23 protein-coding genes are annotated in these 22,920 nt (G+C 40.4%); 1 reads left to right on the top strand and 22 read right to left on the bottom strand.

Annotation, left to right across the window (positions count from 1 at the left end; genetic code table 11):
- Positions 1-73 precede the first annotated feature (73 nt).
- The 11 genes from dnaB to V7659_RS04175 form a co-directional block, all read right to left on the bottom strand.
- The gene (gene dnaB / locus V7659_RS04225) at positions 74-1,429 is read right to left on the bottom strand and encodes a replicative DNA helicase (RefSeq protein ID WP_144552059.1); all 1,356 of its coding nucleotides are present in this window, start codon (positions 1,427-1,429) and stop codon (positions 74-76) included.
- A gap of 159 nt (positions 1,430-1,588) precedes the next feature.
- Positions 1,589-2,038 (bottom strand): 50S ribosomal protein L9, encoded by a 450-nt coding sequence (rplI, locus tag V7659_RS04220; RefSeq protein WP_144552062.1) that lies wholly within the window; start codon positions 2,036-2,038, stop codon positions 1,589-1,591.
- Positions 2,035-4,008 (bottom strand): DHH family phosphoesterase, encoded by a 1,974-nt coding sequence (locus V7659_RS04215; RefSeq protein WP_335538315.1) that lies wholly within the window; start codon positions 4,006-4,008, stop codon positions 2,035-2,037. The genes rplI and V7659_RS04215 overlap by 4 nt, the downstream gene beginning before the upstream one ends.
- A 25-nt stretch (positions 4,009-4,033) precedes the next feature.
- On the bottom strand, positions 4,034-4,978 hold the full coding sequence (locus tag V7659_RS04210) for a YybS family protein (protein ID WP_335538314.1): 945 nt from the start codon (positions 4,976-4,978) through the stop codon (positions 4,034-4,036).
- Positions 4,979-5,103: 125 nt separating this feature from the next.
- On the bottom strand, positions 5,104-5,343 hold the full coding sequence (rpsR, locus tag V7659_RS04205; RefSeq protein WP_098577061.1) for a 30S ribosomal protein S18: 240 nt from the start codon (positions 5,341-5,343) through the stop codon (positions 5,104-5,106).
- A 50-nt stretch (positions 5,344-5,393) separates the two neighbouring features.
- On the bottom strand, positions 5,394-5,915 hold the full coding sequence (gene ssb, locus V7659_RS04200; RefSeq protein WP_335538313.1) for a single-stranded DNA-binding protein: 522 nt from the start codon (positions 5,913-5,915) through the stop codon (positions 5,394-5,396).
- Between the two features lie 63 nt (positions 5,916-5,978).
- Positions 5,979-6,266, bottom strand: a complete 288-nt coding sequence (gene rpsF, locus V7659_RS04195) for a 30S ribosomal protein S6 (protein WP_026568065.1) — start codon at positions 6,264-6,266, stop codon at positions 5,979-5,981.
- A gap of 251 nt (positions 6,267-6,517) precedes the next feature.
- A complete protein-coding gene (gene ychF / locus V7659_RS04190; RefSeq protein WP_098577055.1) occupies positions 6,518-7,618 on the bottom strand; it encodes a redox-regulated ATPase YchF in 1,101 nt (366 codons plus the stop codon).
- A gap of 204 nt (positions 7,619-7,822) precedes the next feature.
- Positions 7,823-9,820 (bottom strand): molybdopterin-dependent oxidoreductase, encoded by a 1,998-nt coding sequence (locus tag V7659_RS04185; RefSeq protein WP_335538310.1) that lies wholly within the window; start codon positions 9,818-9,820, stop codon positions 7,823-7,825.
- A gap of 174 nt (positions 9,821-9,994) precedes the next feature.
- Positions 9,995-10,192, bottom strand: coding sequence for a DUF951 domain-containing protein (locus V7659_RS04180; protein WP_026568062.1), 198 nt, complete (start codon positions 10,190-10,192; stop codon positions 9,995-9,997).
- 14 nt (positions 10,193-10,206) lie between these two features.
- On the bottom strand, positions 10,207-11,073 hold the full coding sequence (locus tag V7659_RS04175; RefSeq protein ID WP_335538309.1) for a mechanosensitive ion channel family protein: 867 nt from the start codon (positions 11,071-11,073) through the stop codon (positions 10,207-10,209).
- A 284-nt stretch (positions 11,074-11,357) separates the two neighbouring features.
- Here V7659_RS04175 and yyaC point away from each other — a divergent pair, with 284 nt between their 5' ends.
- Positions 11,358-11,978 carry a spore protease YyaC gene (gene yyaC / locus V7659_RS04170; RefSeq protein ID WP_335538308.1) on the top strand — a complete coding sequence of 207 codons (621 nt, stop codon included), beginning with the start codon at positions 11,358-11,360 and terminating at the stop codon, positions 11,976-11,978.
- Positions 11,979-12,019: 41 nt separating this feature from the next.
- Here yyaC and V7659_RS04165 read toward each other — a convergent pair whose 3' ends face one another.
- The 11 genes from V7659_RS04165 to rpmH all read right to left on the bottom strand — a co-directional run bounded on the left by V7659_RS04165 (position 12,020) and on the right by rpmH (position 22,196).
- Positions 12,020-12,727, bottom strand: coding sequence for a DUF554 domain-containing protein (locus V7659_RS04165; protein WP_335538307.1), 708 nt, complete (start codon positions 12,725-12,727; stop codon positions 12,020-12,022).
- Positions 12,728-12,814: 87 nt separating this feature from the next.
- A complete protein-coding gene (locus V7659_RS04160; RefSeq protein WP_335538306.1) occupies positions 12,815-13,666 on the bottom strand; it encodes a ParB/RepB/Spo0J family partition protein in 852 nt (283 codons plus the stop codon).
- On the bottom strand, positions 13,659-14,420 hold the full coding sequence (locus tag V7659_RS04155; protein WP_335538305.1) for a ParA family protein: 762 nt from the start codon (positions 14,418-14,420) through the stop codon (positions 13,659-13,661). The genes V7659_RS04160 and V7659_RS04155 overlap by 8 nt, the downstream gene beginning before the upstream one ends.
- A gap of 314 nt (positions 14,421-14,734) precedes the next feature.
- A complete protein-coding gene (gene noc / locus V7659_RS04150) occupies positions 14,735-15,598 on the bottom strand; it encodes a nucleoid occlusion protein (protein ID WP_144552089.1) in 864 nt (287 codons plus the stop codon).
- Positions 15,599-15,803: 205 nt separating this feature from the next.
- The gene (rsmG, locus tag V7659_RS04145; RefSeq protein ID WP_335538301.1) at positions 15,804-16,520 is read right to left on the bottom strand and encodes a 16S rRNA (guanine(527)-N(7))-methyltransferase RsmG; all 717 of its coding nucleotides are present in this window, start codon (positions 16,518-16,520) and stop codon (positions 15,804-15,806) included.
- 21 nt (positions 16,521-16,541) lie between these two features.
- Positions 16,542-18,431, bottom strand: coding sequence for a tRNA uridine-5-carboxymethylaminomethyl(34) synthesis enzyme MnmG (gene mnmG / locus V7659_RS04140; protein ID WP_335538299.1), 1,890 nt, complete (start codon positions 18,429-18,431; stop codon positions 16,542-16,544).
- 16 nt (positions 18,432-18,447) lie between these two features.
- Positions 18,448-19,833 carry a tRNA uridine-5-carboxymethylaminomethyl(34) synthesis GTPase MnmE gene (gene mnmE, locus V7659_RS04135; RefSeq protein WP_335538297.1) on the bottom strand — a complete coding sequence of 462 codons (1,386 nt, stop codon included), beginning with the start codon at positions 19,831-19,833 and terminating at the stop codon, positions 18,448-18,450.
- 287 nt (positions 19,834-20,120) lie between these two features.
- Positions 20,121-20,744 carry an RNA-binding cell elongation regulator Jag/EloR gene (gene jag / locus V7659_RS04130; RefSeq protein ID WP_335538295.1) on the bottom strand — a complete coding sequence of 208 codons (624 nt, stop codon included), beginning with the start codon at positions 20,742-20,744 and terminating at the stop codon, positions 20,121-20,123.
- Complete coding sequence (gene spoIIIJ, locus V7659_RS04125) at positions 20,741-21,517, bottom strand: YidC family membrane integrase SpoIIIJ (protein WP_335538294.1); 777 nt, start codon at positions 21,515-21,517, stop codon at positions 20,741-20,743. Before spoIIIJ ends, jag begins: the two co-directional genes overlap by 4 nt.
- A 152-nt stretch (positions 21,518-21,669) precedes the next feature.
- The gene (gene rnpA / locus V7659_RS04120) at positions 21,670-22,011 is read right to left on the bottom strand and encodes a ribonuclease P protein component (protein WP_335538293.1); all 342 of its coding nucleotides are present in this window, start codon (positions 22,009-22,011) and stop codon (positions 21,670-21,672) included.
- 50 nt (positions 22,012-22,061) lie between these two features.
- A complete protein-coding gene (gene rpmH, locus V7659_RS04115) occupies positions 22,062-22,196 on the bottom strand; it encodes a 50S ribosomal protein L34 (protein WP_035446353.1) in 135 nt (44 codons plus the stop codon).
- Positions 22,197-22,920 lie beyond the last annotated feature (724 nt).

Genomic DNA, 22,920 nt, shown 5'->3' with positions numbered 1-22,920 from the left:
TTTTTCTAAATCTACGACACGGGCACCTAACCTAGTCGCAAAAAAAGGCTAGCCAAATAAGTTTGGCTAGCCACTACGCACCAGGAGCATCTTCATACCGTGTCTCGAGGTTGACGAACTTATTGTATTCTTTTACAAAGGCCAACGATACTGTTCCCGTTGGACCATTACGCTGCTTAGCAATAATGATTTCAATGATGTTCTTATTCTCTGATTCCTTATCATAGTAGTCATCACGATACAAGAAAGCCACGATATCGGCATCCTGCTCGATACTCCCTGATTCACGAATATCGGACATCATCGGACGCTTATCTTGACGCTGTTCCACACCACGGGATAGCTGAGAAAGAGCAATAACAGGAACTTTCAGCTCACGGGCTAACTGCTTTAAAGAACGAGAGATCTCAGAAACTTCCTGCTGACGGTTCTCGCCTGAACGGCCGCTTCCTAAAATCAACTGCAAGTAATCGATTAGGATCATCCCTAAACCATGTTCTTGCTGCAAGCGACGGCATTTCGAACGGATATCACTGATACGAACCCCTGGAGTATCATCAATAAATATCCCTGAATTCGAAAGACTTCCCATTGCCATCGTTAGTTTCCCCCAGTCTTCATCGGTTAGGGAACCGGTACGAAGCCGCTGAGCATCGATGTTTCCTTCCGAACAAAGCATACGCATTACTAGCTGTTCAGCACCCATCTCAAGACTGAATATCGCGACATTTTCACCTGTTTTTGTCGCTACGTTAGCGGCGATGTTTAAGGCGAAAGCCGTTTTACCCACGGAAGGACGGGCTCCAACAATAATTAAATCATTTCGCTGGAATCCTGCTGTCATTCGGTCTAGTTCAGCAAATCCGGTGGAAATCCCCGTAATGTCGCCGACACGGTTGTGCATTTCCTCAATATTGTCATACGTCCGAACAAGTACATCTTTAATATTATGGAAAGCACCAGCATTTTTCCGCTGTGCCACGGCCATAATATTTTTTTCAGCCTCACTTAAAAGTGCCTCAACCTCATCCTCACGAGAATATCCATCGGATGCAATGTTCGTTGCGGTGCGAATTAATCTTCTAAGTAAGGATTTTTCTTCTACTATTCTCGCATAATATTCAATATTAGCTGCCGTAGGAACCGAGGCGGCCAATTCTCCTAAATAACTAACCCCGCCTGTATCTTCAATCAGTTTGGCAGCCGCAAGTTCCTCTGTTACCGTTACAAGGTCAACTGCTTTCCCTTGATCATTGAGAGTAAGCATCACGTTAAATATTTTTTGGTGGGCAGCACGATAAAAATCCTCAGGGATTAAAATTTCAGAAGCTAGTACGAGAGAGGAAGGCTCTAAGAAAATAGCCCCTAAAACAGCCTGCTCGGCCTCAATATTTTGCGGTGGCATACGATCTGCATATAAGTCATTCATATATCAAAAAACCTCCTATCATGAAGAGGATCATTTATTATCAAAAACTATCATTTCCTTAAAAACAAAAGAAAAAGTGACCAGCTAAGACCGATCACATCGCGTTGATTACTTTTCTATTCTATCATGTTCCAGAACCATTTCGCACTGGGAAAATTTTTATTTTACTTCTGTCACAGAAACGGTTAAAGTCGCAACCACCTCGTGATGAAGTTTCACTGGAACCTTTGTGTGGCCAAGCGTGCGAATGGCATCTGCTAATTCCATCTTACGTTTATCGATTTTGATCCCATGTTTCTTTTGTAATTCTTCTGCAATTTGCTTTGTTGTAATGGAGCCAAATAAACGGCCGCCTTCACCCGCTTTAGCAGTTAATTGAACCGTGATTTGATCCAATACTTCTTTTAATTTTTGGGCTTCCGCTAATTCTTCCTCTGCTTGCTTTGCTTCCTTCTTTTTTTGAGCATCAAGCGTACTGATATTGGCATTATTGGCTTCCTTTGCTAAACCTTGTTTAAGAAGAAAATTATGAGCATATCCGTCTGCTACATTCTTCACTTCACCTTTTTTCCCTTTACCTTTTACGTCTTTTAAAAAAATTACTTTCATTCCTTTTTCACTCCTTCAAAATAATCATCTATTGCTAGCTTTAATTGATTTTCTGTTTCAGCAATCGATAAACCAGTCAGTTGTGTGGCTGCGTTCGTCAGATGTCCGCCGCCTTTTAGACTTTCCATGATGACTTGGACATTAATGTTTCCAAGCGACCTTGCACTAATGCCTATCACGCCTTCACTGCGTTCTGAAATAACAAAGGAGGCAATCACCCCATCCATTGTTAATAAGGTGTCTGCTGCTTGGGCAATAATCACTTGATCGTTAAACTCATTTTCAGTGCCTTTCGCAATGGCAACCCCTTCGCGGTAAAAAGTAACAGACTCAATTAACTTGGACCTCTTAATATATGTATCCACATCTTCCTTCAAAAACTTTTGAACGAGGATGGTATCTGCTCCATGTGCTCGTAGATAGGAGGCTGCATCAAACGTCCTTGAGCCTGTTCTGAGGGTAAAGCTTTTGGTATCCACGATGATTCCTGCTAAGAGGGCCGTCGCTTCAATCATTTCAATTTTACCTCGTTTTGGCTGATATTCAAGGAACTCTGTTACAAGTTCTGATGTCGATGAGGCATAAGGCTCCATATAAACTAGGAGAGGATTGGCAATAAAATCTTCACCGCGGCGATGATGATCAATGACAACCTTATTGTCAATCTTATTGAGAAGCCGTTCTTCAATGACCATGGACGGTTTATGCGTATCAACGACAACGAGTAAAGTCTTATCCATAGCAATTTCGAGCGCCTCTTCTGGTCCAATAAAGTGGGCAAACAACTGCTCTTGCTGTCGTATTTCTGCCATTAACCGTTTAACTCCATTTTCCATGTCCTGTGTGTTAACAACGATATAGGCATCCTTCTGATTCATTTGCGCGACTTTATAAATGCCAATGCTGGCACCAATCGAATCCATGTCCGGATTTTTATGACCCATGATAATTACTTTATCACTAGCGATAATTAAATCCCTTAATGCATGTGAAATCACTCGTGCCCTGACCCTCGTGCGCTTTTCGATTGGGTTGGTTTTGCCGCCATAAAACTTCACCTTGCCACTTGGCAATTTAATCGCTACTTGGTCGCCGCCTCTTCCTAAGGCCAAGTCCAAGCTCGATTGGGCTAGCCCGCCTAATTCCGGCAGAGAAGTTACTCCCGTTCCGACGCCAATACTTAAGGTAAAGGATACATTTTGCTTGGAAGTCATTTCTCTGACTTCATCAAGAATGGTAAATTTCCCTTTTTCCAGCTTTTGAAGAATTCCTTCACTGAACACCGCAATAAACCGTTCGGAGGAAATTCTTTTTAAAAATATCCCATTATCTTGGGCCCATTTATTTAAGATAGACGTGACCAGATTATTGATGCTGCCACGCATTTGGTCATCCATTCCCTGGGTCAGGTCATCATAATTATCTAAAAAGATAATTGAAATAACAGTCCTGTCATTATGATACATTTTCTCGATTTCTTTTTGTTCGGTCACATCGAAAAAGTATAAAAGCCGTTCCTCACGTCTATGGATGACGCGAAATTTCCGTTCATGAAGAGTAATGATCTCTGTTTCAACTTCCTGTTTAATTAGCGGTATCAGGGTATCGGCAACATCGTACAGTGATCTTCCCACCAAGGTATCCTGATCAAAACAAGAGGCCAGGAATGGATTGGTCCACTCAATATAATACTCATCATTAATGAGCATAATCCCGATTGGCATTTCCATCAGAGCTTCTTCACCAACTCGTTTTACGCGGTAGGAAAGGGTGGAGATATACTCTTCCATTTCTTTTCGTTGGCGCCGATCGACCACAAACATATAGTAAATGGGGAAAAACATTAATAACAGCCCTGCTACACTTAATATCCTGTTATATAAATACAGAATAATGAGCAGTACCACTGTGACAGCAATTAACCCATAAAAAGGGTAACGAATGGACCGCTTTTCTAAAAATGCAGGCAAAATTTTCAGCTCCTAGTCGTGAATCTTACTCTTTCTTTTCAAATTGCTTTCGAAAGTTAAAGCCTAAATCAGTAATGCCTAATAACATTATTATATAACGGACCAACGGAATCATGAAAGTAAGAATTACTACAAACACGCCAAGCCCCTTCGCAACGGACTTTTGGTGGAAAAGAAAAAATAAAAGCGCAACCCCCTGCAGGAGGATAAACGTCTCTAGTACGGACCTTGCATTGATTAAAACAGAATATATGTAGGTTCCTTCCTGTGGATGAAATAAGAGCATTGCTCCCAAGGCAATTAAATAATACCACAACAGACTTTTAGGAAGGGCTAGATTACGAAAATGACCCCATGGCTGAACATTGACACCAAATCGTTTAGCAATTGGAAAACAAATCCACTGGGTAATAAAAGTAAGGACAATGGCAGCAAAAATGAGCGCACTTGGTGCCAGCGTTACGATTTGCTTAAGCATAAGGGAATTTTGCTCTTTTATCTTTGCAATTTGATCTTCTCTACCCATCGCTTTCAGCATTTCCTCAGAGTTTTTAACTGATTCATTTAAGGCCACTGTTAGTTCATGAATAATATCTACTTTCATAAAAGCAACCGTGACGGCATACATGATAACTAGTCCAGCCATCATCGTGAGGGAACCGGCAATCAAAATGAATGCTCGACTCTTACCTTTTTGGAGCAAATAACCAATAACCACACCAAGGGTACCGTATATAAGCATGATCCCTAGTCCCATTAAAGAGCCGGCGATAAACGAAATAAATATCGCTGCTAAAACAAAAGCGGCAATAAGGTTCAATTTATTTTTATAAGCAAAGATCATAAACGGAGCAGGCAATACTAGGTTTACGATTGCCCCTACGATAGGAACATACATGGTTACTAATAATAACGCAGCAAAAGCTGCCAAGAGGATTGCACCCTCCGTTAGCTTGCGTACATCTTTCACACTTTCACCCCTAAACATATAAAACACTAATCTTTATTTTACCCGAGATAATCCGCTCTACACAAGTTTACGAGTATAAGAAAAAGGCAGCAGGGAGAACCCTTACTGCCTTTTCCATCTATTTATTATTCACCTGCAACAAATGGAAGTAATGCCATTTGACGTGAACGTTTGATTGCAACTGTTAATTTACGTTGGTATTTAGCGCTAGTACCAGTTACACGACGTGGTAAAATTTTTCCACGCTCAGAGATAAATTTCTTAAGAAGATCTACATCTTTATAGTCGATTTTAGTGATACCATTTGATGTGAAATAGCACACCTTACGACGTTTTGCGCGACCGCCTTTACGTCCTCCTGCCATGAAAATTCCCTCCTTATTCATTATTGATGTTATCGTTCAATTAAGGTTAGTTAGAATGGAAGGTCGTCATCGGAAATATCAATTTGACCATTACCAGCAAACGGATCCTCGTCCATTCTTGTGTAACCTTTATTTGTATTTTGATTTTGACGTTGATTCTGATTGCCGCCGCCATAAGGATTACCTTGTGGTTCCCTCGGAGGAGCACCGAATTGGTCGTAATCGCTTCTTCCGCTACCGCCGCCAGATGCGTTTCTAGGTTCTAAGAACTGAACACTTTCAGCTTGTACCTCTGTAACATAGACACGTTTACCATCTTGTCCTTCATAGTTGCGGGTTTGAATTCGGCCATCAACACCTGCGAGGCTTCCTTTTTTCAAGAAGTTTGCTACATTTTCAGCAGGTTTACGCCAAACAACACAGTTAATAAAGTCTGCTTCACGTTCACCTGATTGACTAGAAAATGGTCGATTAACAGCTAGAGTAAAGGTAGCAACAGGAACCCCATTTGGTGTATAACGCAAATCAGGATCTTTTGTTAAACGGCCAACAAGTACGACACGATTCATCATCAGAATCAACTCCTTTTTATTTGGAAAAATGTTCCACATGAAACATTTCTACCAAGATCTATATTAAGCGTCTTCTCTAATTACTAAGTGGCGAATGATATCTTCGCTGATTTTTGCAAGACGAGAAAATTCTTGTACTGCAGCAGCTGAAGATGTTGTTTTAGTGATTTCGTAGTATCCGTCGCGGAAATCGTTGATTTCATATGCTAAACGACGCTTACCCCAATCCTTTGTTTCAGCAGTTTCCGCTCCGTTTTCAAGAAGAATTGTATTAAAACGCTCTACAAGAGCCTTTTTAGCTTCATCTTCAATATTTGGGCGGATGATGTACATGATTTCGTACTTATTCATCACAGTCACCTCCTTTTGGTCTAAACGGCCCATTTGGGCAAGGAGCAATTATTAATTACTCACAAGTTGAAATTATAGCATACAAATAAAATAATTGCAATGTCATTCACAGAAATGAGTTATTTCCAGTTTTGCTTTGTTAAAATTGCATCTTGATTTCCACTCCAATCAACATGGTGCCAAACCACCCTGTCTTCTTTACTTACAATTGCAATAATAAAAGCTCTGCAAAGTGTGCAGAGCTTGAACATTTATACGTTAAAACGGAAGTGGATGACGTCGCCGTCTTTTACTTCGTATTCTTTCCCTTCTAACCGAACCTTGCCCGCTTCCTTTGCAGCAGTATGACTGCCAGCAGCTAATAGATCATCAAATGAAACTGTCTCGGCTCGAATAAAGCCTCGTTCAAAGTCAGAGTGAATGACTCCTGCACATTGTGGAGCTTTCATACCTTTTCTAAATGTCCAGGCGCGTACTTCTTGAACACCTGCAGTAAAATAAGTTGCTAAGCCTAGCAAATGATAGGCAGCACGAATTAATTGATCAAGGCCAGATTCTTCAATTCCTAGCTCTGAAAGGAACATTTGCTTTTCTTCACCTTCAAGTTCAGCAATTTCCTCTTCAATCTTCGCACACACCACGATAACTTCGGCGTTATCGGCAGCCGCAAATTCGCGAACCCTTTGAACATATTCATTGTCAGATGGATCAGCAATATCATCTTCACTTACATTGGCTACATAAAGGACAGGCTTAATTGTTAAGAGGTGAAGTCCTTTGACAAGTTTCATTTGCTCATCGGTAAAATCAACGGTTCGTGCAGGCTTTTCTGCTTCAAAAGCATCACGCAGCATTGCAAGTACTTCAAATTCAGCCGCTGCTTCCTTATCCTTTTGCTTAGCTAATTTTTCGACACGGCTAATCCGCTTTTCTACTGATTCCATGTCGGCAAGAATCAACTCTAGGTTGATAACCTCAATATCATCGATTGGATCCACTTTACCTGATACATGGGTAATGTTTTCATCAGCAAAGCAGCGAACGACTTGGCAAATCGCGTCAACTTGGCGGATGTGTGAGAGGAATTTATTTCCTAAACCTTCTCCTTTGCTTGCCCCTTTAACAATTCCAGCAATATCGGTAAATTCAAAAGCGGTTGGAACTGTCTTTTTTGGTTGGACCAGTTCCGTCAATTTTTGGAGACGGTGGTCAGGTACTTCAACGATTCCGACGTTTGGGTCAATCGTACAGAAAGGGTAATTGGCTGATTCTGCCCCAGCTTGGGTAATTGCGTTAAATAAAGTTGACTTACCAACGTTCGGCAAACCAACGATACCAGCTGTTAATGCCATTTATTTCACTCCTCAAAAAATAAGATCTATTTTAAATATTGGCTCTGTTAAACTTGCCTGTTTATTTCCACTCCAATAAACAGGGTGCCAAAATAAACAATAAGCTTTAACATAGCCTAAATTAGTTCCGGTAATAAAAAGACAAGTCTTTCACAATTATAGAGATTTATATAAAAAAAGACAACTGCCGCATAATGGCGGCAGTTAGTTTATTTTTTCAATATTAACAAGACAATCATATAATGTACTGCCCAAACCATTATCCGATTCACGGCTGGATGTCAGGTTATTTACTGACCCACCAAACTGCTTCCATATTCCCTCATCGATATTAATCGTGTTTGGATGGGCTGTTGGCAGGATGGAAAGATAGCCTTTAACTTCGCCGCGGTCATTCCATACTCTAACAAGATCATCTTTTTGCAAACTGAGATCATCCGCAATATTTTGGGCCACTTCGACTTTCAATCTCAGATTTCCACCTAACAGATGATAGTTCTGTGAGTGATTGGAACGCATCGGATGAATTGTCAGCATATTATATGGATACTTTTCAGCCAACTGTGGATTACTCCACTTAGACTCCTCCGGTACAGCTAAGGTTAACCGTTCATGACCGTTCCGTGCTGTAAATTCATACTTGCCGCTTGGGGTAGCAAACTTTCGGTCATGCCATGGATTCGCTTTGACTGGCAACTCTATTGTATGCTTTTCCATTAAAGTTTCTAGGGTCACACCCTTTTTTTCCAATGCTTGAAAGCCCATCTTAAGGAATTGCTTTCTAGTAAAATCAAAATCTGCACCAAAACCGAGCCGCTTCGCTAATTCCGTCCAAATCCATAAGTCAGGTTTGGCTTCACCTGGTGCGGAGACTAGCTTCGGTCCATAATTTACATAATGATGATACATCGAAGAATAATAAATGTCCTCTTCTTCAAAAGCAGTGGTTGTTGGAAGCACATAATCAGCAAGTTGCGCGGTATCGGTCAGGAATTGATCAATTACCACCAACGTTGCTACAGATGAGAAGGCTTTTTCAACCACTTTGGTGTCAGGCACCTGTGTGATTGGATTCCCGCAGGTGACAACTATCATTTGTATTTCTGGATTTATTGCTTCCAGTAGTTCTTCGGCCTGTTTCATAATGGAAAACTGGCGCTGATTTTGCCTGCGATGAGGAAGGGTTAACTCTTCAAATACAAAACTCTGGCCCACTTGAAGGTTCGCATAATTGGCGCCTCCGCCCGCAATACCAATATTTCCACTGCATGCGACAAGGGCATCTATCAGACGAATCGTATTGCCGCCATTTTGATAACGTTGCAGGCCAAGCCCCATAAAGGTTGCAGTCGGTTTGTCCGCATAGACATGCGCTAAATGGGTCATTACTTCACAAGGCACTTCAGTCATTTCACTTATTTTCCCTAAAGTAACACTGCCCAGGAGTTGATGCACATCCTCAAAGCCAACGGTCGATTCCTCAATAAATTTTCGATCCTCTAACCTTAAGCGAAGCAACTCTTTGATAATTCCTGCTGCCAATAACCCATCCATTCCAGGTTTAATCGAGATATATTCATCAGCAATTTTTGCCGTGGCGTTAAAGAGTGGATCAATAACAAACAGTTTTGCACCGCGTTTTTTTGCCTCTAACAGCTTTTCATAAAAGTGCATGTTCGTCCGGGCAACATTGCGTCCCCAGACGATAATATTTTTACTATTATAAACATCATCAGGTCCATGGCTATATGCATTCCCGAAATCCCACATTTGCGCTTCAATGCCTGCCCCCCAGCAAAGTGAACCGTAAAGCTCAGTAACACCGCCGTAGCAATTGAAGAAACGCTGATCGAGGTTTTTTAATAAGCCATTATTTGCATAATCATGGCTGTGTAAAACGGCCGTTGGTCCGTATGTTTCTTTTATATCCCTGAGCTTATCAGCTATCTCATTCAGTGCCTGTTCCCAAGAAATTTGCTCGAATTGGCCGTTGATTTTTTTTAATGGATACAGCAATCGCTGCGTGGAATTTGTTCTTGTTCCAAGCATCCGTCCCCGCCCACAAATTTTTCCTTGGGTGATTGGATGGGAGGGATCTCCATCCACTTTTGTGACTCGATCATTTTCGACTGTTACATGAAATCCGCAGCTATCCCAGCAATTTAATGGACATGCAGCTTGACGTATTTGTGTCTGTGCCAATATTCCCACCCTCTATGTGCAAAACTCTATTTCTACTTTTCTTATAAGAATAATAACATAATAAAGACGGTGTGAGCAGAGCTAGGCTTCACCTAATTAAAGTAAGAATTTATATTTTCAAACAGATTCATTTTTGCGTCGCTCCGCCCCTTTTCCATAGAAAAAAGCATAAGGTTATTCCTCATGCTTCACCAAAATTTTCTTCATTTTCCTTGAAAATTCCCGCCTCGGAATGAGGACACTATGACCGCATCCTTCACATTTAATGCGAACATCCATCCCCATGCGGATGACTTTCCAGCGGTTTGTTCCACAAGGATGCTGTTTCTTCATCTCTACTACATCATTTAGGGCAAATTCCTTTTCTTCCATTCAAAATCATCCCCTTATTTAGGTTGTCCAGAGCCATACATGACCAGTTTTGGATCTGGAGCCTTAATGCCATTTTCGTCTAATTGAAGCTTTATATCCCTGCGAATCATGCGAGAAACGCCGGCTTGGTTCATTGGCTGCGTTTCTGCGACAACGCGTAAGACAATCTCTGTTGCGCCCATTGTTTGAATTCCTAATAACTCAGGGGGCTTCACTAACTCCTCATATTGAGCTGGCATATACTGAATCGCTTCCTCAATCACCTTTTCCGCCCTAGCGATGTCTTCCCCATAGGCGATTGCAATATCTACAACAGCGATACTGTTATTAATGGAAAAGTTGGTTACTTCAATAATACTGCCATTTGGTAAAATATGCAGTTCCCCGGTCCAACTTTTAATTTTTGTCGTTCTTAACCCGATTGCTTCCACATTTCCTTCAAATTGACCGATGCGAACATGGTCACCAACGGAAAATTGATCTTCAAAAATAATAAAAAAGCCGCTGATCACATCTTTGACTAAACTTTGCGCTCCAAAACCTACGGCTAAACCAACCACCCCAGCACCCGCAATTAGTGCTTTTACATCAATTCCTAACACAGAAAGAATCATCATAAAGGCAATAAAATAAACAACATAAGAAAGGACATTATCGAGCAGCCGCGAGAGTGTTTCTTCTCTCCGTTCTGACGTACTAAGCGGTGAGAGGTTTCTAATTTTAAAAATGTTATGGATCATTAATTTTCCAATTCGAATTAAGATATTGGTAATAATTAAAATCGCAATAATTTTTAACAGCCCTTCGCCTAGAGCCAGCCACGTATCTTCATTTTGAAATTTATCGAGTAATTTTTGCATTCCCTTTTGTGTAAGAGTCATTTAGACACCATCCTCTAAAACCTTTTTGCCAATTCTATTTTAGCAATTATTTTATGCAGTTAATAGCATTATGAATTTTCCTTTTTTACCCGCTTCATGTATAGATTTACTGAATTTTCCGTATACTAATAAAAAAGCGGAAGCGCCTTGGTCAGGGACGATAAGCATAAGACGAGCTGGTGAGAAGGTTGCTCTTTAATCTTCTTGCCAGATTGGCTTATGACTCGAGTCCCTAGGCGCTGGAGCTAGACTAGTAAGACTTATTAGTGTTAGGGAGTGACTTAATGAATCTGAAGACCAGTTTTTTTGACAAGAGGGCTAAGGCACGTATAAGTCACGATGATTTACATGCTGCTGAAAGTCTCGCTGAAGAGCTGATAACGAATATTCCTACTGTAACAAGCCGCCCGATTGTCTTTGTTTGTATTGGTACGGACCGTTCCACGGGAGATTCATTAGGGCCGCTTGTTGGGACACTACTTGAAGAAAAGGACCTGAAGGCATTCTATGTGTACGGGACATTAGATGAGCCGATTCATGCAGTTAATTTGGCTGATAAATTAAAGGATATCCAGGAAAAACATGTGGATCCTTATATCATTGGCATCGATGCTTGTCTGGGAAGAGTCAAAAATGTCGGGGTCATCCAAGTGGGAAATGGTCCTGTCAAACCAGGAGCAGGAGTAAACAAAGAGCTGCCAGCAGTCGGTGATATACATATCACAGGCATCGTCAATGTCAGCGGGTTTATGGAGTTTTTTGTCTTACAAAATACTCGCTTAAACCTTGTGATGAGAATGGCCAAAACGATTGCCAATGGCATTTATCAAGCAAGTCTGATCTACCCTAAGCAAAATTGGACTGAATTAAACTTAAATTGGCTCGAAGAAGAGAAGACAAATTAAAAGAGCAAACGGGTGTAACCGAATGCTCTTTTTTGCTAAATTTATTGAACAATATAAAGAACTGATACAATCAGCCCTGTGACGACGATACCAGGCAGGAGATTGGCTACCTTAATTTTCACCATTCCCGTTAAATTTAAGCCAATCGCAAAAATCATAATTCCGCCTGTTGCTGTCATCTCGACAATAAACTGATCCATTAATGCCTGCGGGACAAATCGGTCAATCTGAGTCGCAAAAAGGGCAATGCCCCCTTCATAGAGGACAACCGGAATCGCTGAAAAAATAACCCCAATTCCCAATGTTGTCGTTAGAATTAATGCCGTAAATCCATCGATTAACGATTTAGTGTACAACACATCATGATCACCGCGAATGCCGCTATCAAGCGCGCCAATAATCGCCATCGCCCCAATCACAAAGATTAATGTTGCCGTAACAAATCCTTCTGAGATACTGCCTTTTCCATTAGAAGGGCCGACTTTCTTCTCCAGCCATAATCCTAAATCATTTAATTTATCCTCCAGTTTTAACGCCTCACCAGCTACCGCTCCAACAACAAGGCTGATAATAACAATGAGGAAATTTTCACTCTTTAAACCCATTTGTAAGCCTAGCACCATGACAGATAAGCCGATGGCATACATGACAGTGACCTTCATTCCTTCTGGAATCCGATTTAACAACTTTCCAAGAAGTGTGCCGACAACTATTAAAAGCCCATTGACCAGTGTTCCTAATAAAAACATCCAACATCCACCTTTTTTTCGACCATCGAAATATATTTCTTTAAAACTATCATATAAGTAAAAAAAAATAAACCACCGTTTGATGGTCTATAAGGATGAATCTTCTTGATGGAGCATCTCTAAAATTCGTTCTAAATCCTCTTTAGAGAAGAACTCTATTTCAATTTTCCCTTTATTCTTGTTCTGTTTAATATTAACCGTCGTCCCAAACCGTTCCCGCAGGACATGTTCCCGTTCCTTGATAAACACATCTTTCTTCGGTTCTGGCTTTTTCGTTTCACGTGGAACATTTTCATTTAATTGTTGAATCAGTTTTTCTAACTGACGGACATTCAATGCTTCTTTGGTTATTTTTTCGACAAGGCTTGGCAGTTTTTCTTTTTGGCGAAGACCTAATAAGGCACGTCCATGACCCATCGATATTTTCCCGCTTGAGATTAATTCTTGAATCTTTTGAGGAAGGGAAAGGAGACGGATATGGTTGGCAATATGCGGCCGGCTTTTCCCTAGACGCTTCGCTACCTCTTCTTGTGTCAACTTTAATTTTTCCATTAACATTTGATAGGCTAGTCCTTCTTCGATTGGATTTAAATCTTCCCTTTGCAGGTTTTCGAGGACTGCTAATTCCATCATTTGCTGTTCCGAAAGTGTCCGGACTACAGCTGGAATAGTTTCAAGTTTTGCCTCTTTCGCTGCACGAAAACGCCGCTCACCAACAACTATTTCGTAGCCGCGAATACTTTTTCTAACCACGAGCGGCTGCAGGATTCCATGCTCGATGATTGACTCTTTTAATTCATCGATTGTCTCTTGTTGGAAGGTTTTACGAGGCTGATATGGATTGGGACGCAATTCGTTCAGTTTAATTTCTAGAACGACTTCCTCTTTACTAGCATCCGCAAAAAATGCATTAAGGCCTTTTCCTAACCCTTTAGCCATTTGAGACCACTTCCTTTGCTAAATCTAAATACACCTCAGCACCACGGGATTTGGCATCATAGGTAATAATCGGTTCACCATGACTTGGCGCTTCACTTAGACGTACGTTCCTTGGAATAATAGTTTTATACACTTTATCTTGAAAATATTTTTTCACTTCTTCAATGACTTGAATGCCTAGATTGGTCCGTGCATCAAGCATGGTTAATAAAACACCTTCAATTTTCAAATCCTGATTCAAATGCTTTTGAACAAGTCTTACCGTACTTAATAATTGACTTAAGCCTTCCAACGCATAATACTCACATTGAACAGGGATTAAGACGGAATCAGAAGCTGTTAAGGCATTAAGGGTTAATAATCCTAACGATGGCGGACAGTCAATAATAATATAATCAAATTGGTCTCTCACTTCTTCTAGTGCACGCTTCAAACGAACTTCTCTTGAAATGGTCGGTACCAATTCAATTTCTGCTCCTGCCAGTTGAATGGTGGCTGGGATTGCATACAAGTTTTCGACCGATGTAGATTTAATGACATCCTTAGCTTCTACATCATCTACTAAAACATCATAGATGCATTGGTCAACTTCTGCCTTTTCAATACCAATCCCGCTTGTTGCGTTTCCCTGCGGGTCCGTGTCGACAAGCAGGACACGTTTTCCAATATATGCTAAGCAGGCACCTAGGTTGACAGAGGTAGTCGTTTTTCCGACTCCGCCTTTTTGATTCGCGATTGCAAGAATTTTGCCCACGATGTCACCTACCCTTTTATTCTCTCAAAGTTTTATTCTGCTATTCTCTTAAATTTTATAAAAATATTGTTCATTTGGCTAATTTAACCTTGTTGGTTAAAAGAAAAATTCCATTCCTTTATTTTAGCATGAAACAGATAGGTTGTTGGATTTTTTCTTAAAATATTCAAATGCCAGCTGGTATATAAAAAGCTAGATTGGCGGGTAGAAGATATCTCATATCCAAACATTACCACTTATCATGATACTTCCCAAATAAAAAGAACCAAACATTTGAAATGTCTGGTTCTGAGATCTATTTATCTAGTTATCTGTTACTTTTTCTTTGGTATACGGATTGTAAATTGGTAGAATTCGTCAAATTCCTCTTCCTCAGCATCAAGGTTAATTCCGCTGTCTGTTACCATTGTTAGGGATTGACGAATTGTATTGACGGCAATTCTCATATCTTTACTGAAAGCCTTCCGTTTTGGTTTCGGCTTTTCATTTTTTTGTTCAAGTAGTTTAACAACCCGCTCTTCGGTTTGCTTAACATTAAAGTTCTTTTCAATAATTTCCGCCAAGAGTGCCACTTGTTTTTCAGGATCCTTGAGAGGGATCAACGCACGCGCATGTCGCTCTGTAATTACTTTCGATAATAATGCCTCTTGAATCGGCTGTGGTAATTTAAGAAGACGGAGTTTGTTGGCTACCGTTGACTGCCCTTTCCCGAGGCGTTGTGCTAAGGCCTCCTGGGTCAAGTTGTGCAATTCCAGCAATTTTCCATAGGCCATCGCTTCTTCAATCGGGGACAGCTCTTCTCGTTGCAGGTTCTCGATTAATGCAACAGACGCCGTTTCTGTGTCCGATAAATTTTTGACAATCGCAGGAGCCTCGGTCCAACCGAGCTTCTTCATCGCACGAAAACGACGTTCTCCAGCAATAATTTCATATTGTCCAATGGCAAATTCTCTCACGACAATCGGTTGAATAATACCATGAATGTGAATGGTTCGCGCCAATTCTTCAATTTTCTCTTCATCAAAAACCGTCCGAGGCTGAAAGCGGTTTGGAACTATATGGTCAATTGGTATTTTATTGATTTCCTCGTTTTTTTCCGTAATCAGCTCTTTTTCAAGTTCAACCTCTGGTTGTCCCTTATCGCCGAGGCCAAAAAAGCGTGTAAATGATTGTTTCATCCCCAACACCACCTTTACGAAACTCCCTATTACTTATTCTCTGCCTAGTTCTATTCTTCCTGCCTAGAATAACATGTTTGCTGTAAAAATTGTTAGTTTCCCCATGTTTCACTTATGGGTATAATTTTCTGAACTTAGATAACTGTCCAGCTCCAGCACCCAGCGGCTAATATACTTCGCCGCTAAACAGGCGCTTCCGCTTTTCTTATTCAATCGGTGTCTTTCCTGGTGTCCCAGGCTTACGTGGATATTTTTTTGGTGTTTGTTTCTCCTTTTTTATGATGAGAATATTCCGTTCACTTTCTTCCATTGGCAACGTAAAAGTAAACATTTCCTCTAATCTTCCGCCAAGCGTGGTGATTGCCTTTTGGCCCATTCCTAATTCATCCTTGGCATGGGCAGCTTTCATAGCAATAAAATGACCGCCTACTTTGACGAGGGGTAAACAAAACTCACTCAACACAGACATTCTCGCTACCGCTCTTGCCGTTACCACATCAAAATTTTCACGGAACTCCGGATTAACCCCGAAAGTTTCCGCGCGATCATGAATAAAATGGACCTTCTCCAATTTTAATTCCTGGGAAAGATGATTTAAAAATGAGATTCGCTTGTTCAATGAATCTACAATCGTCACCTCAATATGAGGGTAAACAATTTTTAATGGAATACTTGGAAATCCTGCCCCCGCCCCGACATCACAAAGATGAAAGGGCTTTGTGAAATCAAAATAGAACGAAGCTGTAATGGAATCATAAAAGTGCTTTAAATACACTTCCGCTTTATCAGTAATCGCGGTGAGATTCATTTTTTCATTCCATTCAACCAATGTTTCAAAATACCTCTCAAATTGGTCGAGCTGAACACTTGTAAGGGTAATCCCTTTTTCCTGTAAATTTGCTGCAAATTGTTCGATGATCATTCAGTAATCTTCCTCACATAATTATTCATTCGAAACCCTTGCGATCTTGCCTTGTTCTAGGTAGACAAGCAAGATGGAAATATCAGCTGGATTAACTCCGGCTATCCGGGATGCTTGGGCAATGGACAGCGGTTTGACTAACTTTAGTTTCTGCCTAGCTTCTGTCGCGAGTCCGGAGACGGCGTCATAATCGATATTCTCAGGGATTTTCTTATCTTCCATTTTCTTTAATCGTTCAACCTGCTGCAGAGACTTTGTAATATACCCATCATATTTTAGTTGAATTTCCACCTGTTCCTTTACCTCTTCATCTAAAGCAACTTCACTAGGGAAAATGGTTTCAAGTTGATGATAGGACATCTCTGGTCTTTTTAATAAATCAGAGGCCCGGATTCCATCCTTTAATTCACTGCCGCCAATGCTGCGTATCATTTCTTGAACCTCAGCGGTCGGTTTCAAGAACGTTGATTCTAAGCGCTGCTTTTCGGTTTCAATTGCGTCTTTTTTTGTTAAGAACTTTTCATAACGGTCGTCACGAATTAAGCCAATTTTGTGGCCTATTTCCGTAAGTCGTAAATCAGCATTATCATGGCGTAAAAGAAGGCGGTATTCTGCCCTTGATGTTAACAAGCGATAGGGTTCATTCGTCCCTTTTGTAATCAAATCATCAATTAATACCCCAATGTACGCATCGGAACGACTTAATATTAACTGATCACGGCCCAGTGCATTTAAACCAGCATTAATCCCGGCCATTAAACCTTGTCCTGCTGCTTCTTCATAGCCAGATGTCCCATTAATTTGACCGGCAGTATAGAGATTTTTAACGACCTTTGTTTCAAGCGTTGGCCACAACTGTGTAGGAACAATCGCATCATATTCAATCGCATAACCAGAGCGCATCATTTGCACATTCTCAAGTCCAGAAATCGATTTTAGAATTTGTTGCTGAACATCCTCTGGTAAACTTGTTGATAATCCCTGCACATATACTTCCTGCGTATTCCTGCCTTCAGGCTCAAGGAAAATTTGGTGACGCGGCTTATCATTAAAGCGGACCACTTTATCCTCAATTGACGGACAGTAACGCGGACCTGTTCCCTTAATCATTCCAGAAAACATTGGTGAGCGATGGAGATTCTGATCAATAATTTGATGCGTTTCTTCGTTTGTATAGGTTAACCAGCATGGCAGTTGGTCCGTAATATATTTCGTTGTTTCATAAGAAAACGCTCGCGGCGTATCATCACCCGGTTGGATTTCTGTTTTACTGTAATCAATGGTATTACTATTGACGCGCGGCGGCGTTCCCGTTTTGAAGCGAACCAAGTCAAAACCTAGTGCTTCAAGATGTTCAGATAATTTAATCGATGGCTGCTGATTATTCGGTCCACTCGAATACTTCAAGTCACCAATAATAATTTCACCGCGTAAGAAAGTGCCAGTTGTTATAACGACTGTTTTAGCTCGATAAACGGCACCGGTCTTTGTAATGACACCAGTACATACGCCATCCTCGACGATTAATTCTTCGACCATCCCTTGGATTAAGGTCATATTTTCTTCTTCTTCAATCGTTTTCTTCATTTCATGCTGATAGGCAAACTTATCTGCCTGGGCCCGTAACGCCCGTACGGCTGGACCTTTACCGGTGTTCAGCATTCTCATCTGGATATAGGTTTTATCGATATTTCTGCCCATTTCTCCACCGAGTGCATCAATTTCACGAACGACGATTCCCTTCGCTGGTCCACCCACCGATGGGTTACATGGCATAAAGGCAACCATATCGAGATTAATGGTGATCATTAATGTTTTTGCGCCAATTCTTGCGGCAGCAAGGCCTGCTTCACAGCCAGCATGTCCTGCCCCGATGACAATGACGTCATAATTTCCTGCTTCGTATTGCATGTTGTCACTCCTCTTTCTATTTACCTAGACAGAACTGCGAGAATAATTGGTCAATCAAGCTCTCATGAACGCTTTCACCAATGATTTCGCCAAGTAATTCCCATGTTCTTGTTAAATCAATTTGAACAATATCTATCGGTGTCCCCATTTCTACCCCTTCAATCGCCTCTTCGATTGACTGTAAACTTTGGCTTAATAAGCCGATATGGCGGCTATTAGAAACATAGGTCATATCCCCAGCTTCAATCGATCCTGCGAAAAATAATGAAGCAATGGCTTCCTCTAACTCATCGACACCACGATCTTCAAGTAAGGAAGTGGTAACAACCTTGTGATCTTTTGCTAAAGCATATACCCTCTCAAACTCGATTTTTTGCTCCAAGTCTGTTTTATTAACGATAACGATGACATCCATTCCTTTGACTACTTCAAAAAGCTTTTCATCTTCCGCACTCAGCTGCTCCGCATAATTTAACACTAGCAAAATCAAATCTGCCTCTTGTAAAACCTGACGGGAGCGCTCAACTCCAATTCGTTCGACAATATCCTCTGTTTCTCTGATCCCTGCAGTGTCCAAAAGCCGAAGTGGGACGCCGCGAACATTCACGTATTCTTCAATGACATCCCTTGTTGTCCCAGGAATATCCGTTACAATCGCTTTATTTTCATGAACAAGGCTGTTTAAGAGCGAAGATTTTCCTACATTTGGGCGGCCAACAATCGCCGTTGACAATCCTTCTCGTAAAATTTTCCCTTGTTCTGATGTTTGTAACAGTTTTTTGATTTCCTCCCTGACAAAATGGGCTTTTTCTGACAGCATTTTATGGGTCATTTCTTCCACATCGTCATATTCCGGATAATCAATATTAACCTCAACATGAGCCAGGATTTCTAAAATCTCCTGTCTGAGTCTCTGAATCAACTTCGATAAGCGCCCTTCCATTTGGCCCAGCGCTACATTCATCGCCCGATCCGTTTTTGCTCTGATTAAATCCATTACTGCTTCCGCTTGCGATAAATCAATCCGTCCATTTAAGAAAGCCCTCTTTGTAAATTCACCTGGTTCAGCAAGTCTAGCTCCATTCGTCAGAACTAACTGAAGGACTCTATTCACAGAAACAATTCCGCCATGGCAGTTTATTTCCACTACATCTTCTTTTGTAAAAGTTTTTGGACCCTTCATCACAGAAACCATAACCTCTTCGACCACTTGTTTCGATTTTGGTTCGATCAGATGTCCATAATGAATCGTATGGGTGGCTGCTTCAGTCAGCTTTTTCCCGCCGATACTTCTAAATAGCTTGTCTGCAATTTTAAACGCATCATCACCGCTCAAGCGGACAATAGCAATCGCTCCTTCTCCCATTGGAGTGGAGATGGCCGCAATCGTATCATATTCCATTTCCTTCACCTCGCACTAAAAATTGATTATCTATATAAAAAATGATTTTTTTCTCCAAAACACTAGAATACCACATCATTTTCTGTTGAAAAAGTAAACCTTCTCGACCTTTAACTATCCACAATTCACTTTTATCCCATTATTATTTTAACTTATCCACATGTGAATAACAATAAAACGAAAAATGAGAAAAGAATTAGGTTATCAACAACTTCTTTTTTTGACATTTTTTTCAGAAGCCAAAAAAACACCCTATCATTCGATAGGATGTTTAATGATTTATCATATTATCTTTTCGCTGGAGAAATCACGATAAAGCGATGTGGTTCCGATCCATCAGAAAATGTCTTCACACGTTTGTTATCAGATAATGCAGCATGAATAACTTTACGCTCATAGGAAGGCATTGGTTCTAAGGTTACATCTTTTCCTGACTTAAGGGCTTTTCCGGCGAGTCGATGAGCTAATTGAATAAGAGTCTCATTTCTTCTTTTCCGGTAATCTTCCGCATCCAGAATCACAGTTAAATACTGATTCGAGAAACGATTGAGGACTAATTGTGTTAAATATTGAAGTGAATTTAACGTTTGCCCTCTTTTTCCAATTAATAGAGCAATCTTTTCTCCGGTCATGATAAAATGAACATTTTTTCCCTCACGCTTAATTTCTATTTCAGCAGGGGCCCCCATTTGTTCACTTACCTGCGTTAAAAACTTTTTTGCTTCCTCAATGGGATCAATGATAACTGTTACTTTTACCACTGCCGGACGTGATCCGAATATCCCGAAGATTCCCTTTTTACCTTCATCAATAATATCAATATCTGTGCGGTCTTTGCTGATTTGTAATTGAGCTAAAGCTGATTTTACTGCTTCTTCGACAGTTTGTCCTGTAGCAGTTACCTGTTTCACTTTTTTGCTCCTCCCGCATTACCGGATGCCTTTGCCGTTTTCAGATCCGGTCCTTTAATAAAGTACGTTTGCACAATCATAAAAATATTTCCGACTACCCAGTATAAGGAAAGTGCAGCAGGAAAATTAAAGGCAAAAACAACAATCATAATCGGCATCATCCAAAGCATCATCGCCATTTGTGGGTTATGCTCTTGGCCAGCCATCATCAATTTTTGCTGAATAAAGGTAGTAATACCTGCAATAATTGGCAAAATATAGTACGGATCTTTATCTCCTAGGTCAAACCAGAGGAAATTATCTGAAGCAATTTCTCTCGTTCGTGAGATCGCATGGTAAAAACCAATTAAAATTGGCATTTGTACGATTAATGGGAAACAGCCGGCCATTGGATTGACACCATGCTTCGAAAAAAGCGCCATCGTTTCCTGTTGCAATTTTTGCTGCGTTTTTTGATCTTTAGAGCTATATTTTTCACGAAGTGCTTTCATTTCTGGCTGCAAGGCTTGCATCGCTTTCGAACTTCTTGTCTGCTTAATCATAAGCGGCAAGATGGCAAGTCGGATGACGATCGTTACAACAATAATCGATAACCCAAAACTTCCCCCAAGAATAAGTGCCCCTTCTTTAATCAACCAGGATAATGGATAAACAATGTATTCATTCCAAAAACCTGTACTCTCCGAAGTAATCGGCTGTTTTATTTCACTACATCCTGTCAGCAGGATAAAGACAGAAAGTAAGCCGACTACTAGTAATATTCTTCTTTTCAACCAAGGTTTCCTCCTTACAATAAAGATAGTAAAACCACTCTATGTATTATTTTTTTACGTTTTTCAAAGGTATTTTATCATTTACGCAAAGGAATTGTCTTCAATATGATGCAAATTTTCAGGCAAATCCCTTCGCATTTATGTCTTTACTATCACTTTTTTAAAACCTTTCCGACTTTTAGAACATGGGTCAAACTTTTTTTCACTTCAAAAAAGTCCATGTCTGCTGCTGGTTTCCTAGCAATAATGACATAATCATTTCCTATTGCTAGCTGCTCATTTAGCTCCAAGATTGATTGCCTTACATAACGTTTGATTCGATTCCTTGTTACTGCATTTCCAATCTTCTTACTCACAGACAAGCCGATCCGAAAATGATCTTGTCCCTCTTTTGGTAAGGAATAAACAACAAACTGCCGATTGGCAAAAGACTGCCCCTTTTGGAATGCTGTTTGAAATTCTTTATTCTTTTTAATACGTAGCTCTTTTTTCATAAAAACACCCTCAGTCGGATTAGAAAAAAGACCACTGACTTTTCAGTGGTCTATGCTGATAATACTTTTCTTCCCTTTAGACGACGACGAGCTAGAACCTTACGGCCATTAGCTGAGCTCATACGACTACGGAAACCGTGAACTTTACTATGTTTACGACTATTTGGTTGATATGTTCTTTTCATTATATGACACCTCCCTAAAGGATGCTATCAAGTTAAGTGACAGTCTTACTCATTATAATAACCTCACCATTAAATTGTCAACCATTCTCTGATATTGTTCCCATTTCCAAATTTTATTGAACATGAATTGGCTAATTTCTAGAAATTCTATTCTTATATGAAAATGTCCGATCAATTAAAAGAGAATGATTAATTTTTCTCACTGAAAAGATATCCAACTTCTTGATCCAATAGCCCTTAGTACCTTGTGGATATATTTTCGACAATTTTTTAGCTATCCACACAAGATATTGACAGGTTTTGCACAAAACATCTACTTGTGGACAAATACTGTACACATATTGTTATAGTTGTGGATAAACTACGAAAAGGCATTGCGCCTTAAGCAATTATTTGATATTATATTTGTGTTTTCACTCTGAATAACTTTATCCACACTTAAACGTTATCCACAAATTGTGGATATCATGTGGATAGCTTATCCTAGGGTACTGTAGAAAGTTGTCCACAAGGGGTGGATATTGTCGAAACTCCACTTTACTTCCTTATTATTTATTATCCACATTCACTGATTCGTATATTTATAAATTAATAGGTTGTACTGACGGTATAAGAAAAGCGCAAGTGCCCTGGTCAGCGGCGTATGGCCTGGAGTGCTCCAACCGAGATAAAGGAAACACGAAGAGGGTTAGCGCATTCGTGCTTGACTTATCGTAGGGCGGAG

It is taken from the genome of Neobacillus drentensis, from assembly GCF_036966985.1.
Taxonomy (GTDB): Bacteria; Bacillota; Bacilli; order Bacillales; family Cytobacillaceae; genus Neobacillus; species Neobacillus drentensis_E.
Note: the sequence above shows the minus strand (reverse complement) of the source record. Positions and strands in the feature narration are given on the sequence as shown.

Excerpts from the sequence above, each read along its gene's own strand:
- dnaB (WP_144552059.1), bottom strand. The coding sequence starts at position 1,429 with ATGAATGACTTATATGCAGATCGTATGCCACCGCAAAATATTGAGGCC.
- rplI (WP_144552062.1), bottom strand. The coding sequence starts at position 2,038 with ATGAAAGTAATTTTTTTAAAAGACGTAAAAGGTAAAGGGAAAAAAGGT.
- rpsR (WP_098577061.1), bottom strand. The coding sequence starts at position 5,343 with ATGGCAGGAGGACGTAAAGGCGGTCGCGCAAAACGTCGTAAGGTGTGC.
- ssb (WP_335538313.1), bottom strand. The coding sequence starts at position 5,915 with ATGATGAATCGTGTCGTACTTGTTGGCCGTTTAACAAAAGATCCTGAT.
- rpsF (WP_026568065.1), bottom strand. The coding sequence starts at position 6,266 with ATGAATAAGTACGAAATCATGTACATCATCCGCCCAAATATTGAAGAT.
- ychF (WP_098577055.1), bottom strand. The coding sequence starts at position 7,618 with ATGGCATTAACAGCTGGTATCGTTGGTTTGCCGAACGTTGGTAAGTCA.
- V7659_RS04180 (WP_026568062.1), bottom strand. The coding sequence starts at position 10,192 with ATGGAAGAAAAGGAATTTGCCCTAAATGATGTAGTAGAGATGAAGAAA.
- V7659_RS04175 (WP_335538309.1), bottom strand. The coding sequence starts at position 11,073 with ATGACTCTTACACAAAAGGGAATGCAAAAATTACTCGATAAATTTCAA.
- yyaC (WP_335538308.1), top strand. The coding sequence starts at position 11,358 with ATGAATCTGAAGACCAGTTTTTTTGACAAGAGGGCTAAGGCACGTATA.
- V7659_RS04165 (WP_335538307.1), bottom strand. The coding sequence starts at position 12,727 with ATGTTTTTATTAGGAACACTGGTCAATGGGCTTTTAATAGTTGTCGGC.
- V7659_RS04160 (WP_335538306.1), bottom strand. The coding sequence starts at position 13,666 with ATGGCTAAAGGGTTAGGAAAAGGCCTTAATGCATTTTTTGCGGATGCT.
- noc (WP_144552089.1), bottom strand. The coding sequence starts at position 15,598 with ATGAAACAATCATTTACACGCTTTTTTGGCCTCGGCGATAAGGGACAA.
- rsmG (WP_335538301.1), bottom strand. The coding sequence starts at position 16,520 with ATGATCATCGAACAATTTGCAGCAAATTTACAGGAAAAAGGGATTACC.
- mnmG (WP_335538299.1), bottom strand. The coding sequence starts at position 18,431 with ATGCAATACGAAGCAGGAAATTATGACGTCATTGTCATCGGGGCAGGA.
- mnmE (WP_335538297.1), bottom strand. The coding sequence starts at position 19,833 with ATGGAATATGATACGATTGCGGCCATCTCCACTCCAATGGGAGAAGGA.
- rnpA (WP_335538293.1), bottom strand. The coding sequence starts at position 22,011 with ATGAAAAAAGAGCTACGTATTAAAAAGAATAAAGAATTTCAAACAGCA.
- rpmH (WP_035446353.1), bottom strand. The coding sequence starts at position 22,196 with ATGAAAAGAACATATCAACCAAATAGTCGTAAACATAGTAAAGTTCAC.